Here is a 23,958-nt window from a genome sequence, read left to right as displayed (position 1 = left end):
TTATTTGGCATTAAGTTGATCAAAGTAAGATTTTATTTTTTGTTTATAATACAAATTAAGTGCCGGAGACACAGTTTTTATTTGCTCCGTTTGTTTGTTCTTTTGTTGCTGGTATCCCTGCAGTGCTTTTATATAACCCGGAGGTATATCCTTACCGGCATGGCTTTCTCTTTGCTGATCTTGTTCACGTTCCTGTTCCGCCTTTTCAGCTTCCAATAACCGGCTTTGAATTTGTTCCTGTCTTTTTAACGCTTCATCTGTAATCTTCCTGTTTACGAGATCATGCTCAGTTTGTTCCATTTCTTTAGAAATTTTATCCAAATTTCCTAAACCATTTTTCCCGTCTTTGTTCTCATCCCGGTTTATCTGTTCAAGCGATTCCCGTATCATTTGCTGCTGGCGGGCCATTCGGGCTAATTGTTCACTCATATTACCCCGGCTTCCTTGTGCACTTTTACCCTGATTGCCTTGCTGCTGCATCTGCTCGCGCGCTTTTTGCATGTTTTGGTTAAGCTGCTGCTGCATTTTTGCCAATTGGGATACGGATTGTTTTTTACCCTTTCCTTTTCCGCCTTTATTCATCTGTTTTTGCAGTTGTTCCAGTGCTTCGCTCAGCATTAATGCCAGGTTGTTCATAGCCGTCATAGCGTATTGCTGATGACGGTTGGCTTCAGCCGTACGGCGGTCGCCCAGATTGTCCAGGGCATGGTCAATGTGACTATTAATACCGCTGATTTCCTGGTTAACGGTCGATTGTATTTGCGGAATACGCCTGCTGATGGCGTAAAGACTGTCTTCGGCTGTTTTCAAGTTATCCTTAATATCCTTTTGCTTTTGAGATAACGTAATGTAAGAAGGATCGGTTGGGTTTGTTCCTTTTAAAGTTTGCATCACCTTTTCCTGGTCAAAAGAGCTGTTCACCAAACTTTTTAACAACTCCCGCAGTTGCTGGGCATCAATGGCATTTTCTTTACTCTCGCCCTCGTCATTATCCTGTGATAACTTGGCAGCTAGTTGCTGCATTTGTTTGGCAGCCTGATTTTGTGATTTTGAGGCACCTTCTTTATTGTTTTTTTGTAATTCGCCGGCACTTTGATCCATTTGCTGATCAATGCTTTGAGTTTCTTTTTCGGGGTTTTTAAAATCCTGTTTGTGCTCGGCCTGTTCGTTGGTTTTCTGCAGATCTTCCAAACCCTTTTTGATGTCCTGGAAATCTTTCTTCAGGCTTTCCTGTTCCTGCTGCAATTCTTTTTGATCGGCTCCCTGCTGTTTGGTTTTGTCAGATAGCTGTTGCTCCCTATTGGCCAGTTTGTTTAACTGATCAACGCTTTGATTTAATTTTTGATCAAATTCCAGTTTTTTATAAAGCTCCAGCATGCGATCAAGTTCTTTTTTTAACGATTTGTTATCCATCTGCATTTTTGATAACTCATCGCGGGTAGCATCCTTTTGTTCCTGATCTAAAAGCTTTTGCAGGTTTTGCAGCAGTTCTTTTGTCTTTTGATCAAGTACATTGTTAAACAGATCTTCGATTTGTTTTTGCTTGGCCAATAGCTCCTCATTCTGTTGCTGGTTTTCTTTCCGGTTATACAGGTTTTTCTGGTTTTCGTCTTTTATTTCTTTTACCAAATTTTCCAGATCCTGCCGTTTCTGGAGCAAGTCTTCTACCTGTTTTTTTTCGTCAAAGGACAGTGTATTTTTATTGAGCAGTAACTGATTGAGTTTTTGTGAATCGTGCTCCACCTGACCAGCCAGTTTTATGGCCGATTGCATTTTTTGCTTTACGGCCTGTGTCCCGGCATTTAATTGTTCGTTAATGGCTTTGGTATCGGGTAAATTAAGGGTACGCTCGGCGGTTCGGGCTCTTTTAGGGCCATTTACACCATCGTTATCAGCAACTTCAAAAAAGTAACTTACGCGGGCCCCGGGTTCTATACCCAGTTCTTTCAAATTCCAGAAATAAAAGAAATCTGATTGTGTTTGGTTCATCGCAGCATCAATTCGTTTGATGAATGTTTTTTGAGAACCCTTATTATTGGCTGCTTGTACGCTATAATGAAAGTTGAGCGATGAAAAACCATGATCATCCTGAATCTTTCCGTTGAAATACAAGGCATTAATGCTTACCGAATCGGACTTTTCCTGTACAGAGATAGTCGGTGGCTCATCAGCTATTACATTAATATGATAAGCAGAAGAATCGCTGTGATTAACCAGCGGATTGACAGGATTAAGTTTATAAATGGTGCTTTTTAAGATCCTCTCGTTATACTCAAAAAAATCAGCTCCATTTAATTTGGCAACATGTTTAATACCATTTAAATAAAACTCTAAACCCGAAGCATGTTGCGTATGCAGCAACCATTTTACTGAGGTGCCTTCGGGAATTACGAGATCGCCGGCATTCAGTAACTTTTCAGCTTTTTTATGCAAATAGGAGGGATAGTTTAATTCTACATCAAAATGTAATAAGGCTGGTTTTTGATTTACCCTTATCTCATAAGGAGCTGAGGCAAAACCGTTGCCCAGCAACCGGAACTTTGTGTTTTGCTGTAGATTACTGAACAGGTAATGAAATTTACTGATATTATCTTTATCGAGTTTAAAAGTATTGTTAGCCGTTTCTATATAAACATCAGCCGGTAGCCTGTCACCATCAAGTTTAAGATCAAGTTTAAGATCATCTCCCTGCACTACAGATAAGGTTTTGTTCAGTACGTTGAAACGAAATGGGGCTATAGGGGCAAAGTATTCGTTGTGCCTGATGAGTCGTTTTGTGCTTTCTGTTAATATAGATGGAGCGGCAAAAGCCAGCACGATGATCACGGCAGCAGGAGCCAGCACCCACTTTAAGTATTTACTGTTCTCGCGAATATTAATAGCCGAAGGGAAGCTAACCGGTTTAAGGGCCTCTATCTTTTGATCGATACTGGCTTCGATGAGAGCGCGGTGCTTTTCATCGGCTGCGGCCAATTTTTTAAGCTGTAACGTGTTTAACAATTTATCATTAACATCATGAAAGTGTTTACCGATGATTTCGGCTGCTTCGTCATGGCTTAATGAATGGCCTAGTTTAAGCCATGATAGAAATGGAGGTAAAATAAGCCAGCATATCAGGCCGATATTGAGCAGTATGAAGAAATAAAACAGGATGCTGCGAAAGGCGACGTTAAAATTGCCAAAATACTCGCTCAGCGTAATGACTACATAGGCGGTAAACAGGCCTGCACCTAAAAAGATCAGTCCCCGCAAAAAGTTATTAAAATAGTACTTCCTGATAAAGATGTTGATCTTATCAATGAGTACTTCATAATTTTCGGCAGAATTCATATACAGGTGCAAAAATTCCCAACACAATATTAAACGAAAAAACAGAACAATATATATAATACCCCAATTAAGTTAATACCAGAAGCAATAATAAACAATATGAATAATTAAAACTTTGGTGACTGCCTTATAATGAGATTTTTACGACAAGGCTATCTTATTTTTAAGGGATAGAACATTTGATTTTGAATTCATATTGTTTTATTGTGATTTAAAGCATAGCCGGACAATAAAAAAAGACTGTATTAGCCTAATTATCAGTATTGTAATTGTTATTAAAGTTTGTAAATTACCTCTTCAAAAAACAATTAAACAATATGCCAAAGTATGTTATTGAAAGAGAAATTCCCGGGGCAGGAAATCTTTCGGACGAACAATTAAAAGCCATTTCGCAAACTTCTTGTGGGGTATTAAGCAAAATGGGGCCGCAAATACAATGGGTTAACAGCTATGTAACAACAGATAAAATATATTGTATTTATATAGCGCCAAATGAAGAGATGGTGAGAGAACACGCCAGCCAGGGCGGGTTTCCGGCAAATTCAATCAGTCAGATTTCCAGGACCATAGATCCTACAAACGCGGAGTAAAGCAGGACGTGCTACTACGCCTTCTTTGGGTGTGAAAATCGAAGATTCGATGATATATGATAGGCGTATATTTTTGATTTACAGGTTAGTGATTTAATAAAAGCATTTAATTGGCTGGCTGTATTGAGCTGCCAGTTAATAAATAACCTTACTTAATCAATTCTCCTTGCAACACTAACTTATTTTTTCCGTAATTAAAACTATATTCCATATCGGCATTTAACTGCTGACCGTTGAAATGACAGGTAATAATTTCTGTATGCGGACTTTCTATGTAGCGTAGTTTTAATTGCAATGTCTCACTGTTGATCCACCCATAACTACCTTCTACTTTGTAAGGCACTAATAATGAAAAATCTTCCCGGCCCCCGGTAACTAAGCCCGGGCCTTGCATATCTGTTTTGCCTGGCAGCCATTTACCTGTTTCAAAATTAAGCATATAGCTTGCCGAATCCTTTTTCAAAGTGACATGACAAATGTTGTTAGTCATATTAAAGGTTATGGAGCTAATATGCAGAACATTTGGTTGAATGGAAAAGGTTTTGGTAAAAGAGCTGTTTATATGATTACCAGTATTGGTACTTGGCGGTAAACGTAAAGCGGCTAAATGCTTTTCGAGTCTAACATCATCAGCCTTGTTAAGCGGCAAAGCCTTTGGATGCATAGCCGGCAGCAAATATTTCCAGATCAGGTTAAGTTCCCCCTGCATATCGCTTGTTTCGGAAGTAATGGCAATAACCGCATCCTGATCGGGCATCACAATGATATATTGTCCGAAGGCGCCATCGGCCCGAAATGCATTATGACGACAGCGCCAAAATTGGTAACAATAACCCTGCACCCAGTCGCTTGAGTCTCTTTTACTCTGAGCAAGGCCAGGCGCCTGATCAATTTTAAAGGAAGTGGCTTCTGCTACCCATTCTTTTGGCAATAATTGCTTTCCTTGCCACTCTCCTTTTTGCAAGTAAAACTGGCCTAATTTAGCCAGATCTTCTGTTTTTACGCGTAACCCCCAGCCACCTGTGTTAATACCCTGCTTGTTAATTTCCCAGTCCATGCCCTTTATACCCAGCGGATCAAAGAGACGGGGTTTAAGATAATCAACCTCCTTTTGTCCGGTTACCTTTTGCACAATGGCTGATAGCATAAATGTCGCCATGGAATTATATAAAAATTGACTACCGGGTTTATACGCTATAGGCAATGCCAGGAAAGCCTTAACCCAATTATCTTCTTTGGATACAATTGCAAAAGTAGGGTCGACGGCTTGCCCAACGCTCATGGTTAAAAGATCTTTTATGGTAAGTGAAGCCAGGTAAGGCGGTATGGTATCAGGTAAGCTACCAGCAAAAAAAGAAACTACTTTATCATTTACCGACAAACGCTTTTCACTAACAGCAAAGCCTATTGCTGTGGAGGTAAAGCTTTTGCTGCAACTGTAAAGACTATGCTTTAACGTTGACTGATATGGATTCCACCAACCCTGGGCTATTATTTTGCCATGCCGTAAAAACATAAAACTATGAAACTCATGTTTGCTTTGTGCTGCCGCATTCAGAAAACTGTCAATTCCGGCTGCCGAAACGCCTTGGGCTTCAGGCGAGCTGATTGGGAAAGCACTTGTTTTTTGAGCATGAAGTGCGCTGCCAAAAAACAAAAAGTATATTAAGGTGACCAACAGTTTTTTGCCTGCCCCGAACCATAATTGCCCGGTAATTTGCCTAAAGGATAAATGATGAGTAAGCATTGCGATAACTTTAACGATTTATAATTAAAGTGAAAATAAGGTTTTTTTAGAACAATAAGTCTTTGTAAGTGAAGTCCTAACATGTTTAATGGGGCAGAGCAAAGCTATATCTGGCTACATGATTTAAAAGATACTGAAGTTAAACCTAAATTTGATAAACCTTTTGAGCCAGTAAGAGCATAAAAGTCAATCACCAGAGTGCAAGAGCACTTGTTTTAACAACAAGGTTCTTATTATTCAACATCGATCACCATCTAAATAAATAATAGTATCGATATTTGTATAGGAGGTATACACCCCAATTATAGATAAAGGATAGTTTGAACTCGTGTATTCTCTCTTTACAGACAGATCCAAGAACAATTCACAAGCGTTATTACAATGAACAATATGAATATTTTATCATCAGTATTTGTTTGGGATGATAAATAATTATATTTGAAGCACCTTAACCCTGCAAAATATGATCGCGTTATCACAATAAAAAAGACCTCCGCTCTCAGCTTCCGTAAGCTCCAATCAAACACATTTTATTCATTCCAGAACAGTTTAGCGTCAATCTATTACAGATCGATCTTGCCTTTATTTTTTTAAGTAAACTTTAAGCCCCTTATATTATGAAGAAACTAATTCTTTCACTATCTCTATTTTTGAGCTTTTCATCATTAGTACACGCCCAATGGACAACCAATGGAGCGAATACTATTACTTCAACCTCTAATTTCGTTGGCATTGGTACAACAACCCCTGTCTCTCCATTACAAGTACAAGTATCTAACCTAGGATTAAATATCACAGGTGGTTTTCGAAACTCAAATAATGGGGCTGGGAACGGGACGACTACAGCCGGCACTGCTGTAGGTATTGGCTTTCTTAATGAATTAAACGGAAATTGGTGGAAAGCAGCTATTGTCCATGAAAGAACAAACGCCTATGGCGTAGGGAACTTGCATTTTTTAGTCAATAATTCGATAGACAATTCAACCGTTACGCTGAATGATGCAAAAATGACTATACAATCTTCAGGTAATGTGGGTATTGGAACAACCACACCTAACACCAAGTTGGATGTAAATGGAGTGATCTCTGTGAATGGATATGGCTACATGTCGTGTTTGCGTACTTCGGCTAACAATTTCACAAACTTATTTTTGGGGGGAGCTATCAAAGATAATGCAGATGGTACATACACTGCTTATGGGGACGGTGGATCAAACTATTTCAGTGCGATCAAAATGGATAATGGAGGAGATAATGGGGGCGGAATTAATTTTTACAATGGCGCATCTACAGGTGGAACCAGTTATACAGTTCCCGGCGCTAATCTTCCAAATTATCTACAAATGCGGATAGCCGGAGGGAATGTATCCATCGGAACTTCAGACAGCAGGGGATATAAGTTAGCTGTAAATGGAAGCGTCATCGCCACATCGGTAACAGTTAAACTTAAGTCCGATTGGCCCGATTATGTTTTCAAAAAAGACTATCAGCTACCCTCACTTCAAGAAGTAAAAGCCTACATCGATCAAAACCAGCATTTGCCGGAAATGCCATCTGAACAGGAAGTAGCCAAGGATGGATTGAATCTTGGAGAGATGAATAAACTGTTGGTGAAGAAAGTTGAGGAATTGACTTTATACTTGATTGAAAAGGATCATAAAGAAAAAGAGCAGGGTGAAATAAATAAGATACAGGAAACAAGACTAAAAACACAACAGGATCAAATTGATCAGTTAAAAAAGACGGTTGAACAGCTTATCAATACAATCAAATAAAAACAGACATACAATCATGAATAAAATATTTCTTTTAAAACCGATTCTACTATTGACTTTATGTGTCATTTTTAATCAGGCAGCCTCTGCGCAGACTAAAATAGTTACCACTGGGAATAATCTGGTAAACCCCTCGGATCCCTATGCCGCAGATATTGTTATCGGAAGCGACCAGCAGGGGGGGATTCGTCATGATGCCAGCATAATGTGGTGGACCAGTGGCAGTGCCTCCCGCATTTCAAATACTGGCGATACTTTTTATTTGTCGCAATGGTCTACTACTAATCCCAATATTGGACTATCTGCGGTTATCGGAGGAAGCAGCTATTTTAAGGGCAATGTTGGTATCGGAACAACAAACCCTCAAACGAGTCTTCATGTGGTTGGTACCGGAGCAACATATGAGGCAGATAATTCAAAAGCAATCTCCGGAGGAGGATTGGTTATACAGGGAAATATTGGAGGGAGCAGATCAGCGGCAACGGGTGCTCAATTGGAGTTTGTATTGCCCGCAAATCCAGACGGAACCAACTTTTGGGGACAGGCCCGAATTATAACTGTTCCTGGTACGGCCTCTCCTGGTGCTGTTGGAAAAATGATTTTAGGTACCAGGCGTAACGTCAACAAATTTGGAACGGGGTATCAATTATATTATGGTGATGACTTGGTTATAGATGGATTAGGAAACATAGGAATAGGGACACTTACACCAGATCAAAAATTGTCTGTAAATGGCACTATTCATTCCAAAGCAGTTAACATAGATCTGACTGGCTGGAACGATTACGTTTTCAAAAAAGATTATCAACTGCGTCCATTAAGTGAGGTAAAGACATATATAGAACAAAATCAGCATTTACCGGAAATTCCATCAGAACAAGAGATGATTAAGAAAGGGCTTGATGTAGCTGAAATTAACAAACTGTTGATGAAAAAGGTGGAAGAGCTGACTTTGTATCTGATTGAAGTAAAAAACGAATATGACTCACTAAAGCAGCAGCAAAAGCAAATAGAACAGTCACAACTAAAGCAACTAGAAGAATTAAAACAACAATTAGCATTGCTAACTAAGCCACAACATCAACAATAGTTTACTTGATATGAAATATATTTTACTAACCTTATTACTTTTTATAGTTTGCTGTCAAAGCGTGCTGTTTGCACAAAGTGGCACACCTAGCATTTCGGAATACAAGAGTTTTGACAAGATCCCAAGTCCGGACGCGGCCAGTTTAGGCAAATATGGACAAATTCCTGTTAGTTTGTATACAGGGCAGGCCAATATTCAAATTCCGCTATATACGATCCACGAAAAAGGAATAAACATTCCGATTGGACTTATATATAACGCTACAGGAAACAAGGTCAATCAGAATGCAGGGTGGACCGGACTCGGATGGACTTTACCAGTTGGCGCGATTACACGCAAAAAGAATGGAGAAGCAGACGATTGTTACGGAGGGACACTAACTTCGGATGGTGGAGATGTTAGAATTAGGACAGGATACTACTTAAGAACCCTATTTAATCAATATCATCAAAACGATCGTTACGTACCACCGGGTTTTCATTTGCCAAACATTGATTTGGGAATTACCGATTGGGCTACTACAGGTAATGTTGACAATGGTAATTATTTAGCCTGGCAGGTTGATAGAGACCCTGATGAATTTACTTTCAATTTCAATGGCATATCCGGAAGGTTCTTTTTGGATGGCACTAATAAATGGCAAGTCAAATCAGATGAGAATACTCATTTTACTGTAGAAAGCGAATTCTCAAGCCTGACAAGCGGTGGAATCCCTTTTTTCTCAAAATTTAAGATAACTGATGCTAATGGGAATGTATATGTTTTTGGCGGAGACGAAACGGCGATAGAACATTCCTGGCCGGAATCTTTAAAGGTTGATCCGAATTCGGCTCCAAGTTGGATTTCTTTAAATAGCGCAGACGATGACCATAGCGTTGCAAACGCAAATAATTATTTACATGAGGCCATGTCCTGGTTTTTGAAGGAAATCATTCTACCTAATGGACAAAAGATTGAATTCAATTACGAAAAGAAAGGACGCTTTGTCACACAAAATCTTTTGTATGGTAGTGTCAATCCAAGCAATATTAATCCGACAGATGAATATTCGAAAACATATGGTGATATTACCTATTTAAAAAACATAGTTACAGAAAATCAAAATGTCAGTTTCACCTCCTCGTTGGTTAATGATCTATCGGATGCATTTAGCAGCACGGGTACCCCTGAAAAAACAACTAAATATAAACTTGATTTAATAAGTATATACAAACCAGGAGCCACTATCCCTACAAAAACGATCAGTTTAAATTATATAGAAAATGCAAATGAACGATTAAAATTAAACCGGATCACGATTGATAACAATCAGATCTATAATCTGGCATATAATCCATCATTGCTTCCATCAAGCTATATTTCTGCTCAGACGGATCATTGGGGCTATTTTAACAATGGAAGTCAGGTTAATCTTTTTTTAAGTCAATACAAATCAACCCCTCCCAATTCGCTGTTAACTACATGGAGTAACTCAAAAACGCCTAACGGCACATACGCGCAGGCTGAAATACTCACCTCTATTGAATATCCAACAAAAGGGAAGTCCAGCTTTTATTATGAGGGGAATGATTATTCAAAGGTTGCGACACAATATCCTTTCGGAATAGATAATACAACCGGTTTTGGAGGAGGCGTAAGGATAAGCAAAATCGTGAACGAGCCGTTAAATGGCCCTGTTGAAACGAAAGAGTATTTTTATGTGAATGACTATCTCAATAACGATCTGACAAGTAGCGGTGTATTAGACAGCTATACTTATTATGGCGGTAATTACAACAGTAATCTCAACTGGTTTAATTTTCAAAACATCAGTTTGACCGGAACAGGTCAATCTGTACGTTATAGCACGGTAACTGAAAAACATGATGGAGGTTTTACGGTTTATAAGTATTCAAATTATGACAATGGCTATCAAGATAGCCCTGCTGTTACGCAATCTGGAACACTCGGATTTGATAGAAATCTGAATCAGTTTAATAGTTTAGAATTAGAAAGAGGAAAGCTTTTACTGCAAACTGATTACAACAGTTTAAAACAATCTGTCCATACCATACAAAACTTATTGAATGACGACCCTGATCGATTTAACAAAGCCATAAGAGCTATAGGGGTCGGCCTGACCGGAGGAGCGGTACTCCCTACTTATCTTTATACAAACCATGCTGCTTATCTACATTACTATTATACGCCGTATATAAAAAAAACCGTGGAAACGTTTATATACTCAAACAACGTTTCTACTACTACGGAATATGTATATGACAGTTCTTATAACCTTCTTAAGCAAGTTAAACTAACTGATAGCAAGGGGAACCAAGTTAGCACTTATTTCAACTATCCCTTTGACGTAGCGGGAGCAAATTATATAAAATACTCATCTATCACCACTACACCTATTGCTTTCCTTAAGGCGAAGCATATGATAGGCATACCTGTTGAACAAATTTCGACGATAAAAAGAAATGATGTAGAGAACATCACCGCTATCAAACTAAATACCTTTAAAGGGATTAGTTTTCAGTCGCTAGATAACACTACTATAGCCAGCGTCATTCCCAACACCCTGTATTTAGATAAAACAAGACCCATACTAAAGTCAAATTATAACAATTATGCTGTTACAGATATTAACGAAACAGAGCAGGATATAATTGACGCTGTTATGGAACCTCGGATCACCTACAGTAAGTACGATGCTAAAGCAAACTTAACGGAAATTGACAACGTAAGGGGCAATATAAATAAAGTACAGAGTAATACAAGTCAGATTTGGGGCTATAATTTTCAGTATGTCATAGCACAAATTACCAATGCATCTGTGAATGATGTATTTCACCAAAACTTTGAGGAAACAGAAGGCAACAGCAGTTTGAATGATGCGCATACCGGCCATAAAAGCAAAACGGGAGGATACTCAACAACTTTAACTGGATTGGATGCGGGCAGCTATATTTTAAGCTACTGGACGAAAAGCGGCAGCATATGGGTATATCAGGAATCGATTGTAAACGTTACCGGGACATCATATCCAATCGGTCTGAATGGACAAATTGATGACGTGCGCTTTTACCCTGTCGCAGCTCAGATGATTACTTACACATACGACCCATTAATTGGCATAACGAGTATGACTGATGCGAAGGGGATGACAACGACGTATGAGTATGATAGCTTCCAGCGATTGATGAATGTGAAAGACAAGGATGGAAATATTGTGAAAAACTATAGTTATAATTATTCCAGTTCGGGTAATGGACAATCAACAGTTTACAAAAGCGCAGCAACGTCGATTACCTTACCGCCTGTTTGCCAGGCTGGCTACACTGCTGGTCCAGCAGTCACTTATACCGTGAGTTCAGGTACTTATACTTCCACCATATCACAAGCCGATGCCGACAGTAAAGCTCAGGCAGATCTGAATGCCAACGGACAAGCTTATGCCAATGCAAATGGAACGTGTACTCCTCCGGCAATTATTTATGCCAGGATATCGGTAGAAAACACCAAGCAAGGGGGGCGATTTGTAAATGGTGACGTAATGGTTCGTTTTTATGCCGATGCAGCTTGCACGCAACCTTTTAGTGCAAAAAACATGGTAGTAAATTACAAACAAGTACAAACCGCGGCATCTGATGGAGCTGTAAGGGGCACACAAAACTTCACAGTTACCTGCACCGGTGTCGTGGCAACTCTTTCCAGCCAGGCAATAACTCAGGCGCTTGATCCCAACTTTGTGGTTAGTGATTATTACAGCTACTATCTTACCGCAGGAGCCTATCAGGATGCTAATCCAGGTGGAGGTGGACCGCCACCTCCGCCAACGATTTATAAAAGCGCACCAACTTCGGTGGCTTTAGCCCCTGTTTGTCAGTCTGGTTTTACTCCCGGCCCGGCAGTCACCTATGCACTGAGTTTAGGTGCTTATACTTCCACCATATCACAAGCTGATGCCGACAGTAAAGCTCAGACAGATCTGAATGCCAACGGACAAGCTTATGCCAATGCACATGGAACGTGTACTCCTCCTTCAGGCACTTATGCCCGTATATCAGTGGAGAATATTAAACAAGGAGGACGTTTTGTAACAGGAAATGTGGTTGTTCGTTTCTATTCCGATGCAGCAGGCACCCAGCCATTGAGTGTCAGTAATATAGTGGTGAATTATAAGCGGATACAGACGAAGGCTTCCACGGGAGCAGTACAAGGGACACAAAACTTTACATTTACTTGCAATGGGAACACTGTAACCTTGGCGAGCGGCGCACCGGTACAGGATCTTGACCCTAATTTCGCCGTCAGCTCTAATTATGATTATAGCCTCACCGCCGGTGTTTATCAAATTATTTAATAAAGAATCATCACCTATATTATAAAAGCTATAGCATATGACCATAAAGCATTTATACAAAATCCCTGTAAGAAATCTGTTATTTTCTTTGTTTTTTTTGCTGCCAGAAATAGGTCTGCAAGCGCAGACACAGATAACCTCACCAATGACGGGGACACCCGCGGCAGGTTCTTATTTTAGTTATAACAGTATTACACTGAGCCCGGGCTTCAGTTTTACATCATCATCAGGGAGCAGTCTGAGCCTGTATATCGCCAATCCTGACTGTCAGAAACTGGTGAACAGTTTTAACCAAAACCAGAATTATATCGTAACCAGTACGCCCAGAGTTGGTGGAATGCAGACGGTAGATGTGACCCCGAACTCAGGAGATTTTGCCAACAGAACAACTTGTGAGCTAATGCAGGCAGTACAATACTTTGACGGATTAGGCAGGCCTTTACAGACGGTTCAGGTACAGGGGAGCCCTTTGAATAAAGACATGGTGCAACCTTTCGCATATGATCAGTTTGGGCGGGAAGCGATCAAATACCTGCCCTATGCAGCAACTACTGCCGATGGGAGCTATAAAACAGATGCGCTAAGCACGGGGATAAATAATTTTTATAACCCTGGGGGCAGCGGTGTAAGTGGTACCCAGCAAAGCACCGGAGGTATTGTTTATAATCCTAATCCATACAGCGTAACCAATTTCGAGTCGTCGCCCCTGAACCGGGTGGTAGAGCAGGGAGCAGCAGGCACACCCTGGCAACCGGTAGCAGGAAATACAACAGGGCATACGGCAAAAATGGTTTATACCACCAATAACCTTAACGCCTTTAGCGGAACCGATACCTCAGTAAGCATGCGTGTAATATTGTATAACGCGACCATTAACAGTAACCAAAGCCAGACCTTGACCATAGGTAATGCCGCGGGTAACTATTACCTGGCCGGCCAACTGTATGTAACAGTAAGTAAAGACGAAAACTGGAAAGATACTGGATTGGGTAATTCAAGGGGCGGGACAATGGAAGAATATAAAGACATCGAGGGTCATGTGGTGCTGAAACGGACGTTTAATTATACTGGAGGGACACTGCAAATGCTATCCACCTATTACGTGTACGACGACGTGGGCAACCTGGCTTTTGTACTGCCGCCGGGTTCCAATGCGGATAATGTGCTGCCTGCGCAAACTACCCTGGATAACCTGTGCTACCAATACCGTTACGACGAGTGGAATCGGTTAACCCAGAAAAAGATCCCGGGCAAAGGCTGGGAGTGGATGGTATATAATCTGCTTGACCAAGTAATCTTTAGCCAGGATTCTTTGCAAAGAAACCGTCAGGAGGTAAGTTTTACCAAATATGACGCCTTTGGCAAAGTAGTCATGACGGGTATAGAAGGAGGGCATACTCAAACAAGAGCTGATTTGCAGGATTATGTGACAAGTTCTCTGAAAAATCCGGCATCAGGATTTACCGAATGGGAAACCCGCAATGCAGCAGGACCTAATGGTTATACGAATACAGCCTTTCCAAATGGGCCAAGTATTGTGAAACTGACCATTAATTATTATGATGATTATAATATCCCGAAATTGCCCTCTGGTTACAAGGTAACCAATGGAGTGAGTACGATGACCAAAGGATTACTCACCGCTTCTCAAACGGCGGTGCTGAATACGATAAACAATCCCAATCCGGATATGCTTTGGGACGTGAACTATTATGACGACAAAGGCAGAAATATCCGGAGCTATAAACAGCATTATCTTGGTGCCAAAGTAGACACCGCTAACTTTGATGTGGTATTGAATACCTATAATTTCAATGACCAGATAACGGTAACCAACCGGAGACATTTTATCAATGCATCCACCAGTACCCCGAAGTTGACAATCATTAACCAGTACAGCTATGATCACATGGGCAGGAAACTGACCACGCGGGAACAGATCCAGAACGGAACCCAAACAGCGGACGTGAATCCGATCCTGTCCAAAACAGACTATAACGAATTGGGCCAGGTATGGAAAAAACACCTGCACAGTACAGATAGTACAGCTTTTAAACAGGATATCACCTATGGGTATAACGAACGGGGCTGGTTACTAACAAGCAGTGCACCTCTGTTTGCCGAGCAGTTGTATTACAATACCAGCGGAACGAGCAAACAGTATAATGGTAATATTGCCAACCAGTTCTGGGGCACGGCAGGAAACCTGAACAACCACTATTCGTATTACTACGACCAGCTGAACCGGCTGACCTCCGCAGGGGCAACAACAGGGAACAATGAAACCGGGATAACCTATGATATGATGGGTAATATCACAGCGCTGAACCGGTATGCCAAGATCAATAATGTAAATACGCAGATCGATCAACTGACTTATGTCTATATAGCGGGAACGAATACGCTGCAAAGCGTAACGGATGGTACCAATAACGATGCCGGACAAATACATGGAACAGCCAGTTATACGTATGATGGTAATGGCAACCTGCTCACCGACAACAGCAAAGGGATCACCAATATCAACTATAACCTGCTAGATTTGCCACAGGCGATCACTGGCAAGAGTACCACCTATACGTATGACGCTACAGGTCAAAAACTAAGCAGGCTGATCAATACGGCCAAGACGGATTATATATCGGGGATCCAGTATGACGGTACATCGGCATCATCTACGATCACCTTTATCCAGACAGAAGAAGGAAGAGCTTTACCCAAAGATGCCACAAGCTACAACTATGAATACAGCCTGACAGACCATTTGGGTAACAGCAGGGTGAACTTTGATACGGGTACAGGTACAACCCGTCAGGTACAGGTAGATGATTACTATGCGTTTGGGATGGAGATCAACACGAGTGTAGCCAGTCCGAAAAATGAGTACCTTTACAATAAGAAGGAATTACAGGAGAACCTGGGCCTATATGATTATGGTGCAAGGTTCTATGATCCGGTTGTTGCAAGGTGGACGAGTGTGGATCCCTTGGCGGAGGACTATGAACATTTGAATCCATATAACTATGGATCAAATAATCCGATCTTAATGATTGATCTCGATGGAATGGCTTCAGACACAACTAAAAGAATAACACCGACACCGCCTCCGGCTCCAAAACCGGTACCTACTCCATCTCCAACACCTCAACCTGCTCCCGGTTCAGCTGTAGTAACTATAGGCCTAACCACGAAGGTTTTTTCGTTAGAAGAGGTTTTAGTAGCAGCGAAGCCTTTGACGAAAGGTGTTCCATTTGTTTTTTGGGGAACTGTAGGCTGGCAAGCCGGAAAACAAATAGGCGATCATCCTCATGAATTTGCATTGGGATTAGCTCAATTGCTTGAAAGAATGGGGGTTCCCCATAGTGCTTTATATCCACCTACTGTACGAAGCGCCCAAGGAAAAGGAGAACGTGGACAAAGTAGAAACCCAGACGGAACAGATAATCCTTATAAAAAACTGAAACCAGATCCGAATGTTCCGGGAAATGTACTGGAAAAAGATAGTAATACAGGTCAAACAAAATCGAAAAAGGCACCATCTGGCTTTGCCGAATGGTGGAATGAAAAACATCCGGATAAGAAAATATAAAAATCATGAAGGGACACAAAAATTATCTTTTGGCGCTTGAGGTTAATAAAAAAATGTATGAGAAAGGACTTAGGACCGAAGAACAAGTTGAGTTATATAGTCAATATTTTAAATACATAAAGAAAGCGGCATATCAAGGATATGTAGAGGCGTTATTTGACATGGGGCAGCAATACGAGGATGTTGGTTTTTTGGGAATTCCTAACCCTCTATTTGATCCTAAAAAATGTGTTTATTGGTATACAAAAGCCTGTAATAAAGGCCATGCTATAGCATGTAATAACCTATCAAATTTTTATGCACTTGGGGATGGGTGCCAACAAGATTTTGATCGAGCTCTTGAATTGCTTAAGCGATCTGCTGAATTGGGGTCGGAGCTTGGGAAAAAAAATTACAAGATGAAGCTTAGGGATTTAGCAAATACAGGAAAATATCTGAAGTGATTTAGCTCCCAATTATTAGTATAATCCACCCTCGCGCTGATCTGTGATCAGTGCGTAATATGGAATTAGCATTTGCAATGCGAGAATAAAGCCCAACCACAACGGTTGGGCTTTATTTTATAAGCTAACCTGGTCTTAGCATGTTGTATAAGGCCATCAATAGTGTAAAATGAATTTGCAAAGAGAGGTTAAGCTATCTTATTAAAAGCGAGTGAAGGCAAGTTATTGGTGGATAATTAATCCATTTTACCATTTAAAACGACTGGGTTAGAATCACACTCACCTAATCCACCTTCAACTCAGGAATTATCCACCCTCTATAAAGAAAGAAATTTAAGATTCTCTGGATTGAATGAAGGAGAGAGGGAATGAATTATTAGGCAAAGTTAGGGCTGTTGCTTCTGAAGCGTGCAAAAGTTTGCCGAGCATAAAAACCCACAGGCTACTACACAACCGATTTATATCGTTTCCTTTTGCACTTGATAGTACCAAACCTGTAGTGGCTTCATAATTCATTTTACTCACTTAATCAAAATCATTATGGAACACTTTGCAATTACGGACACATGATTATATTTGCATCAACGTGTACTACCACGTCAAAAGAGATCATTAACAACATAAAGGTTAACCATGCAATTAATTAGTAATACTTGCGTAGTACACTCTAAACGATGTTTTTGAGATAGAATAACCATTTCGGGATGTAGCGTAGCCCGGTATCGCGCCAGCATGGGGTGCTGGAGGTCGTGGGTTCGAATCCCGCCATCCCGACTAGAAATGAAGTAAAAGAGAGCATAATTGAGCAGTTTTAGGACTAATTGGATATGCTTTTTTACTTTTATTGACCTCTTTGATAGCTTTTACGGCAGTAAAAGCTAGTTTTGCCAATTATAGCAATAGTTCTTAAAACCAAACAAAAGTTATCTAACAACGAATATGCTGCTACTCTTAGAGTAACACCTGAAAGACAAAGCCGGTTCTTTGTTCTAAGCAGGCTTGTAACAAACCAATCTTTACAATGGTATTGTAAGATTGAAGACTGGAAGCCTGCCGAAGCATGGGTTAGGTAAATTCCGGAAGATTTGTGTAAACTATAAAGAGTGTAACATCATTCTCAAAAACAAATTGGTAGGGGGTAGGGGCGCAGAAACTGTTGCAAAAGTACGAGATGGAGAAAACACCTTTTACCATTGAGCTGTTCGAATCTGACTTGAAGCACAGTTGTTCCCTCAGGCCCAATGTTTAATATCCAAATATCTACTTATTTGCAAACCATTACCTCTGCTTATAAATAAAGAGCGGGGCTGGCTGTCAACAAGTACGGCTCCGTTGTTTGCACAACAACTTTATTATAATACGAGCGGAACAAGCAAGCAACACAATGGAAACATCGCTAACCAGTTCTGGGGAGCGGCAGATAATCTGTATAATAATTATGCATATGGTTATGATCAGCTGAACCGGTTGAAAACTGCTACAGCATCAACAGGAAGTCATGAAAATGCGATTACGTATGATCTGATGGGTAATATCTCAGCGCTGAATCGTTATGCGAACAGTACCACAGATCGACAAGTTGTCCTATGGCTATACGGCTGGAACAAATAAGCTTCAAAACGTAACGGGATACCACTAATGATGCAGGAGAAAAGCAGGGTATGCCCAATTATACTTATGACGATAATGGTAATCTAAAAACAGATGCCAGTAAGAGCATCACCGGAACAGGTATAACCTCTATAGCCTGCTGCACCTGTCACAAACAATCAAAGGGAAGATAACAGCATACGCCCGCAACGCGGCAGGACAAAAACTCCGCCGAGTCATCGGTACAGCGACTACGGATTATACCAGCGGTATTTAATATGATGGTACCACGACAAGCACGCTTGCAATTAGCTTCATCCAGACAGAAGGTGGCCGGGCTTATTCGCTGGCGGCTTGCAGAGTCTCCACAAATGTTTGTATATATAATACAATGAGCAATATGAATATTTTGTACATCGCAATTGTTTGGAATGATAAATAATTATATTTGAAGCACCTTAACCATGCAATATGATCGCATTATCACAATAAAAATCTCTCGAACTTAGCCTTCAGAAGGCGTAATCAAACAATATTTATTTATTCCATAATAACTCAGTACCAATCTGATACAGACAGATCTTGTATGTATATTTTTAAATAATTCTTAGCCCCCTATATCATGAAGAAATTAATCTTTTCCCTATCTCTGTTTTTAGGCTTTTCGTCATTTGTGCAGGCTCAATGGACAACCAGCGGTAATAACATTTATTATAATTTTAGCGGAAATGTAGGTATAGGTGTCATTAATCCAGCAAATAAGTTAGATGTAGCGGGTGTTATTAATACGCCAAGCTACATGACTTCAGCATTAGGCTTTTATGTAACCAATACCCAAAATGGAATAAATAATGTTTTGGGCGGTAATACGATTTCTTTTCGTACAGGGAATGTCGATAATCGTATGGTAATTGATGCTAATGGCAATGTGGGTATAGGAACAACAGCTCCAGCAAGTAATCTACATATTTCCGAACTATCAACAAGCAAGCCTGGTGGTGTTTTAGCACCAACTAAATCGGTTTTTAAACTTTCAAGATACGGAACTCCCAATTACTCTTATAATGAAAGCGCGGAATTTAGAATAGGGCACGGCGGGTCGGGTACATCAGGGTCTCAGTTGGATTTATTTATAAATGGAGGAAGTAATATCAATGATATTCCAGATCAACAGGCTATGACCTGGTTATACAATGGTAACGTTGGTATCGGAACAACTACTCCAAATGGAAAACTTGATATCGCCTCCTTAACAGCATCTGGTAAATCTGATGTATTACAACGATACACGTGGTTAGGTGATTTAAGCAATTGGGGATTACGTCTTGAACAACAATTTAATGCACCATTAAGCAGTATACAATACAATTGGATTATGAGACAAGGTACTAGTACGGATATTCCTGTAATGTCATTTGCAGGAGGAAACGTAGGTATAAACACAACGGATAATGCTAATTGGAATCTGATAAATTCAACATATAAACTAGCGGTGAACGGAGGCATAATTGCTACATCCAAGAGAGTAGAACTACTAAATAGCAAAATCAAATAAAAAATTATAAACCTATGACTATGCAGAAAAAAGAGCTTTTTAAACTGATTTTATTAATCTTATTGGCACTTCCAGGTATAACCCACGCACAATATACGGTAGATAATGTTGGATCAACACAACGTCCATTTTATTTAGTGGGTAGTTTACCTCCTGATAATCTAGACAATTATCAAAAGCTACAAATCGATATTTTAGGGGGCGGATGGGGAAATAATAATCTCGGAGTTACTACTTACTATGTGGGAAACAGGGGGGGCCTGACCATTCACCAAACAACGCAAGGTAGTGGGGCTTCATCGTTTGGCATCAAGGCCTATGCAAACCCTAATGGAAATACGGATATCTACATTATTATAACACAGGACTATCCTGCGATTTCCATAAAATCATTTAAGCTACCTAGTAACAATGGCCAATTACAAACTATTGTACAACAAACACCGATTGGAACGGATGTTACACCAACTGTGCTTCCCGTATTAATCATCGATGCCAACGGAAATATTGCGCTTAATACTTTTGACTCTAAAGGATATAAGTTTGCAATTAATGGCAGTGCCATTGCCACCTCCATGACTGTTAAACTCAATTCTGCGTGGCCTGATTATGTTTTTAAGAAAGATTATCAATTGCCATCTCTTCAGGAAGTAAAAGCCTATATCGATCAGAACCAACATTTACCGGAAATTCCATCAGAGCAGCAAATTGCAAAAGAAGGCTTGAATCTAGGGGAGATGAATAAGCTGTTAATGAAGAAGGTGGAGGAATTGACATTGTATCTGATTGAGCAAAATGATAAAATCGAAAAATTAACAGAAAATAATAAAGTACTGCAGAACCAAATCAATAACGTAAAAATCGTTAAATAAACAAAGGTTATGACTTACAATAGACGAAAAATATATTTTACAGTAACTTATATAGCTATTCTGATCTTTTTGGTGGATACAACTTGGGCGCAGGGAGTCTCTCAATACGCATCCCCAACACTTGCTAGCATTGTAACTCCTTCCCCTCAGGTTACTCAATTTCAAAAGTATGGTGATTACCCTATGACTTATTATTCAGGAATACCTGAAATCAATATACCCTTATATGAAATTAGGAGCGGTAAATTAACAGTACCTTTAAGTATTTCTTATCATGCATCAGGCTTAAAATTTGGCACATTGAGCGGTGTAATAGGTATGGGCTGGTCTTTAAACGGAGGAGGAGAAGTTTCCAGGACCGTTGTCGGAAAAGAGGCCGACGAGTATGCTACTTTCCCCTATCCAATTAAAAAAGCCAACCAAATCAATGCGGCTTCTACCGCAGATAAAGATTTTCTTGAACAACTTACAGCCCCTGCGAGCTTAAGTAATTTGGAATCTGAATATGATATATTTTATTATAATACGCCAACGGGAGGCGGAAAATTCATATTAAACAATACCGGAAATAACATCAAGACCCCGGTAACTATACCCTTTAGTCCTATCAGAATAACCTCAAACTTGCCTAATTTCACCGGAGCGGCGCTTGATTATTTTGAGATTGTTGACGAGAGTGGGATATTATACCGCTTTGGAAAATCACTAATGTCGGGTGCAATTAATAGCGAAACGACACACAGCAGCTCCAAAGCAGGTGGTATAAGTGATAACTTAACAGGATGGTTTTTAAGCGAGATGATTTCAGCTGATAAATCCGATACTATTTCTTTTAAATATAAATCATTCACACAATACCGTACAAATAACACCTATAGTTATACGGTTTTGGATAATTTAATAGTAACACCTCAGCCTCCTCCTATCAGCGGAACATGCCCTCTTCCCCCTCCCTCAAATACAGATTTTGAAACGCAAACTTCAAACTCAGCAAGCCACAGTTCTTCCGGTACCCTTACCCTAAGTGAAATTGACTTTAGAAATGGGAAAGTAACTTTTAGCTATATCCCGGATCCAGCCCAGCAGGACAATTTAAGGTTGTCTGTAATCAATATAACCAACCAAAGTGGAGCTGTTATAAAAAATTATACTTTTCAGCAATCCAACTATACTTCCAATAATTCGTACTATAAACTGGATGGACTGAACCAATATGATTCAGCAAACCAACAGGTGCAAAAATATATCTTCGACTACAATCAAACTAGCTTTTCGGGGTTCAATAATGGCACTACAGCTATAGATCATTGGGGTTTTTATAATGGGCAAACAAGTAACCTTAATACATTAACCCCAAGGACACTTTATGCAGGGCCGTATTCAGCACAGCTTACTTCGGGTAATGCTAACAGGGAAGCCAATGATGTTTATATGCAGGCAGGTATCCTTACTAAAATAACCTATCCTACCGGTGGCTCCTCTACATTCTTTTATGAAGGGAATGTTGCTCCGAATTATGCCAACAGCGTGAAGAATGTCGGCGGGTTAAGAATAAAGAGGATTGAAAACGTAAGCAATGCTAATCAGGTTGAAGTAAAAACATATAAATATGGAGTAGGTGAAAGCGGAATGGGACAGATGTTGATAGACCCATATATTGATGATAATTTTACCCAATATTCAAAAGAGCTGGTGGCCTGCACTTATAGCTCAAGCGATCCTATCCCGTCTTATAAGCGAAGTGTGCGGACTATTTCTTCCGACTTTGTTGATGGTTCTGGTAATTTTGAATCTTTACCGGTATTTTATAATACAGTTACGGAATATTCTGGTGACGAAAATAGCAATACAGGCAAAACACAATTCTTTTTCAGACCGCCATCAAACAGTTATTACGAGTCAGATGGGCCGGTAACAAGGTATATCAAATCATTTAATAATTGGACACTTGGATTAATGACCGGTAAATCAGTTTTCAGGAATGATAATAATAATTATACGTTAATACGATCCGAAAATTATACTTATTATGATAAACCTTCGGTAGTTTTAAGCTCGCTCAAGGCGTATAGAAACTATAATGGCCCCGCATCGGGTTCTTATGGTACTACCTATACATTTGGAGCCGCGTTTGCAGAAGGAAACAATGCTTATACCTATTTTGACTACAACATTACTACAGGAGTTACTTTACTGCAAAAAAAAGAGATAAAAGATATCTTAAATAATATAACAAGTGTCGAGACATATAAATATGGCAATTTTCATAATAAGCCGCTTGAGATAGCACTTGCATCCAGTAAGGCTGACTCTATAATGACAAGATCAAAATATCCCACAGAATATGTCAATATTTCCAGTTCTGATCCTACTTCACTAGGAGTAAAGAATCTTTTGGCGTTAAATGTAATTGATCCACTAGTAGAACAAAGCGTGAGTAGAAAAATCAGTGGTCAAACCCAGGAAAACTTAGTAGGAGCTACTTTTAATACCTATAAGACGGCTCAGCCATTTCTTGACAAGATTTACAGTATCGAAAACACTACAGCAATCAACGATTTTAGTCCTTCTTCTGTACAAGGAGGGGCCATTAGCTCTGATCCGCGTTATGTGGCCCAGATTTCAATGGATTCTTATGACCCAAGGGGTAATTTAACTCAACAAAAGCGAATCAACGGTATCCCTTTTTCCTATATCTGGAGTTATAATAGGCAGTATCCGGTTGCAGAAATCAAAAATGGAGATTATAATACTATCGTAAGCTTGCTTGGAGGTACCACAGCGGTTGACAACTTTGCCAATAGTAACCCGACAGATGCTACGCTTAAAACATTTCTCGCACCTTTAAGAACAAACTCAGCAATGGGCACAGCCCAGGTAACGACGTACACCTACAGCCCCCTGGTTGGTATAACGAGTATAACAGATACGAAGGGAGAGACAACGACTTACGAGTATGATAGCTTCCAGCGGTTAATGAATGTGAAGGATAAGGATGGGAATATTGTGAAACACATGGATTATCATTA

At 40.0% G+C, this 23,958-nt stretch carries 13 protein-coding genes and 1 tRNA gene; 12 read left to right on the top strand and 2 right to left on the bottom strand.

The window, feature by feature from the left end; translation table 11 throughout:
• On the bottom strand, positions 1 to 3,330 hold the full coding sequence (locus G7092_RS20075) for a DUF4175 family protein (RefSeq protein ID WP_166091743.1): 3,330 nt from the start codon (positions 3,328 to 3,330) through the stop codon (positions 1 to 3).
• A gap of 317 nt (positions 3,331 to 3,647) precedes the next feature.
• Between G7092_RS20075 and G7092_RS20070 the strand changes: the two genes are divergently transcribed.
• Entirely contained in the window at positions 3,648 to 3,920 is a 273-nt protein-coding gene (locus G7092_RS20070) for a DUF4242 domain-containing protein (protein WP_166091741.1), read from the top strand.
• Between the two features lie 148 nt (positions 3,921 to 4,068).
• On the opposite strand, the gene G7092_RS20065 is transcribed toward G7092_RS20070, so the two are convergent.
• Entirely contained in the window at positions 4,069 to 5,667 is a 1,599-nt protein-coding gene (locus G7092_RS20065) for a serine hydrolase domain-containing protein (protein WP_166091739.1), read from the bottom strand.
• Positions 5,668 to 6,284: 617 nt separating this feature from the next.
• Here G7092_RS20065 and G7092_RS20060 point away from each other — a divergent pair.
• The 11 genes from G7092_RS20060 to G7092_RS20015 all read left to right on the top strand — a co-directional run.
• Positions 6,285 to 7,442: a hypothetical protein gene (locus tag G7092_RS20060; protein ID WP_166091736.1), complete on the top strand. Its 1,158-nt coding sequence runs from the start codon at positions 6,285 to 6,287 to the stop codon at positions 7,440 to 7,442.
• A gap of 16 nt (positions 7,443 to 7,458) precedes the next feature.
• On the top strand, positions 7,459 to 8,532 hold the full coding sequence (locus tag G7092_RS20055) for a hypothetical protein (protein WP_166091734.1): 1,074 nt from the start codon (positions 7,459 to 7,461) through the stop codon (positions 8,530 to 8,532).
• Between the two features lie 10 nt (positions 8,533 to 8,542).
• Complete coding sequence (locus G7092_RS20050) at positions 8,543 to 12,880, top strand: DUF5977 domain-containing protein (protein WP_166091732.1); 4,338 nt, start codon at positions 8,543 to 8,545, stop codon at positions 12,878 to 12,880.
• A gap of 37 nt (positions 12,881 to 12,917) precedes the next feature.
• Entirely contained in the window at positions 12,918 to 16,469 is a 3,552-nt protein-coding gene (locus G7092_RS20045) for a DUF6443 domain-containing protein (RefSeq protein ID WP_166091730.1), read from the top strand.
• A gap of 5 nt (positions 16,470 to 16,474) precedes the next feature.
• On the top strand, positions 16,475 to 16,912 hold the full coding sequence (locus tag G7092_RS20040) for a tetratricopeptide repeat protein (protein WP_166091728.1): 438 nt from the start codon (positions 16,475 to 16,477) through the stop codon (positions 16,910 to 16,912).
• Positions 16,913 to 17,612: 700 nt separating this feature from the next.
• A tRNA-Pro gene (locus tag G7092_RS20035) sits at positions 17,613 to 17,686 on the top strand.
• Positions 17,687 to 18,244: 558 nt separating this feature from the next.
• Complete coding sequence (locus G7092_RS20030; protein ID WP_166091726.1) at positions 18,245 to 18,523, top strand: hypothetical protein; 279 nt, start codon at positions 18,245 to 18,247, stop codon at positions 18,521 to 18,523.
• 50 nt (positions 18,524 to 18,573) lie between these two features.
• Entirely contained in the window at positions 18,574 to 18,696 is a 123-nt protein-coding gene (locus G7092_RS30840; RefSeq protein WP_262889504.1) for a hypothetical protein, read from the top strand.
• 428 nt (positions 18,697 to 19,124) lie between these two features.
• Positions 19,125 to 20,057, top strand: coding sequence for a hypothetical protein (locus tag G7092_RS20025; RefSeq protein ID WP_166091723.1), 933 nt, complete (start codon positions 19,125 to 19,127; stop codon positions 20,055 to 20,057).
• A gap of 20 nt (positions 20,058 to 20,077) precedes the next feature.
• Complete coding sequence (locus G7092_RS20020) at positions 20,078 to 20,929, top strand: hypothetical protein (RefSeq protein ID WP_166091720.1); 852 nt, start codon at positions 20,078 to 20,080, stop codon at positions 20,927 to 20,929.
• Between the two features lie 183 nt (positions 20,930 to 21,112).
• Positions 21,113 to 23,958, top strand: a 2,846-nt coding sequence (locus G7092_RS20015) for an RHS repeat protein (protein ID WP_166091718.1), incomplete at its 3' end; no start/stop codon positions are given.

The organism is Mucilaginibacter inviolabilis, from assembly GCF_011089895.1.
GTDB classification, from domain to species: domain Bacteria; phylum Bacteroidota; class Bacteroidia; order Sphingobacteriales; family Sphingobacteriaceae; genus Mucilaginibacter; species Mucilaginibacter inviolabilis.
Note: the sequence above shows the minus strand (reverse complement) of the source record. Positions and strands in the feature narration are given on the sequence as shown.

Coding starts and splice junctions, on each gene's coding strand:
- G7092_RS20075 (WP_166091743.1), bottom strand. CDS start 3,330: ATGAATTCTGCCGAAAATTATGAAGTACTCATTGATAAGATCAACATC.
- G7092_RS20070 (WP_166091741.1), top strand. CDS start 3,648: ATGCCAAAGTATGTTATTGAAAGAGAAATTCCCGGGGCAGGAAATCTT.
- G7092_RS20065 (WP_166091739.1), bottom strand. CDS start 5,667: ATGCTTACTCATCATTTATCCTTTAGGCAAATTACCGGGCAATTATGG.
- G7092_RS20060 (WP_166091736.1), top strand. CDS start 6,285: ATGAAGAAACTAATTCTTTCACTATCTCTATTTTTGAGCTTTTCATCA.
- G7092_RS20055 (WP_166091734.1), top strand. CDS start 7,459: ATGAATAAAATATTTCTTTTAAAACCGATTCTACTATTGACTTTATGT.
- G7092_RS20050 (WP_166091732.1), top strand. CDS start 8,543: ATGAAATATATTTTACTAACCTTATTACTTTTTATAGTTTGCTGTCAA.
- G7092_RS20045 (WP_166091730.1), top strand. CDS start 12,918: ATGACCATAAAGCATTTATACAAAATCCCTGTAAGAAATCTGTTATTT.
- G7092_RS20040 (WP_166091728.1), top strand. CDS start 16,475: ATGAAGGGACACAAAAATTATCTTTTGGCGCTTGAGGTTAATAAAAAA.
- G7092_RS30840 (WP_262889504.1), top strand. CDS start 18,574: ATGCCCAATTATACTTATGACGATAATGGTAATCTAAAAACAGATGCC.
- G7092_RS20025 (WP_166091723.1), top strand. CDS start 19,125: ATGAAGAAATTAATCTTTTCCCTATCTCTGTTTTTAGGCTTTTCGTCA.
- G7092_RS20020 (WP_166091720.1), top strand. CDS start 20,078: ATGCAGAAAAAAGAGCTTTTTAAACTGATTTTATTAATCTTATTGGCA.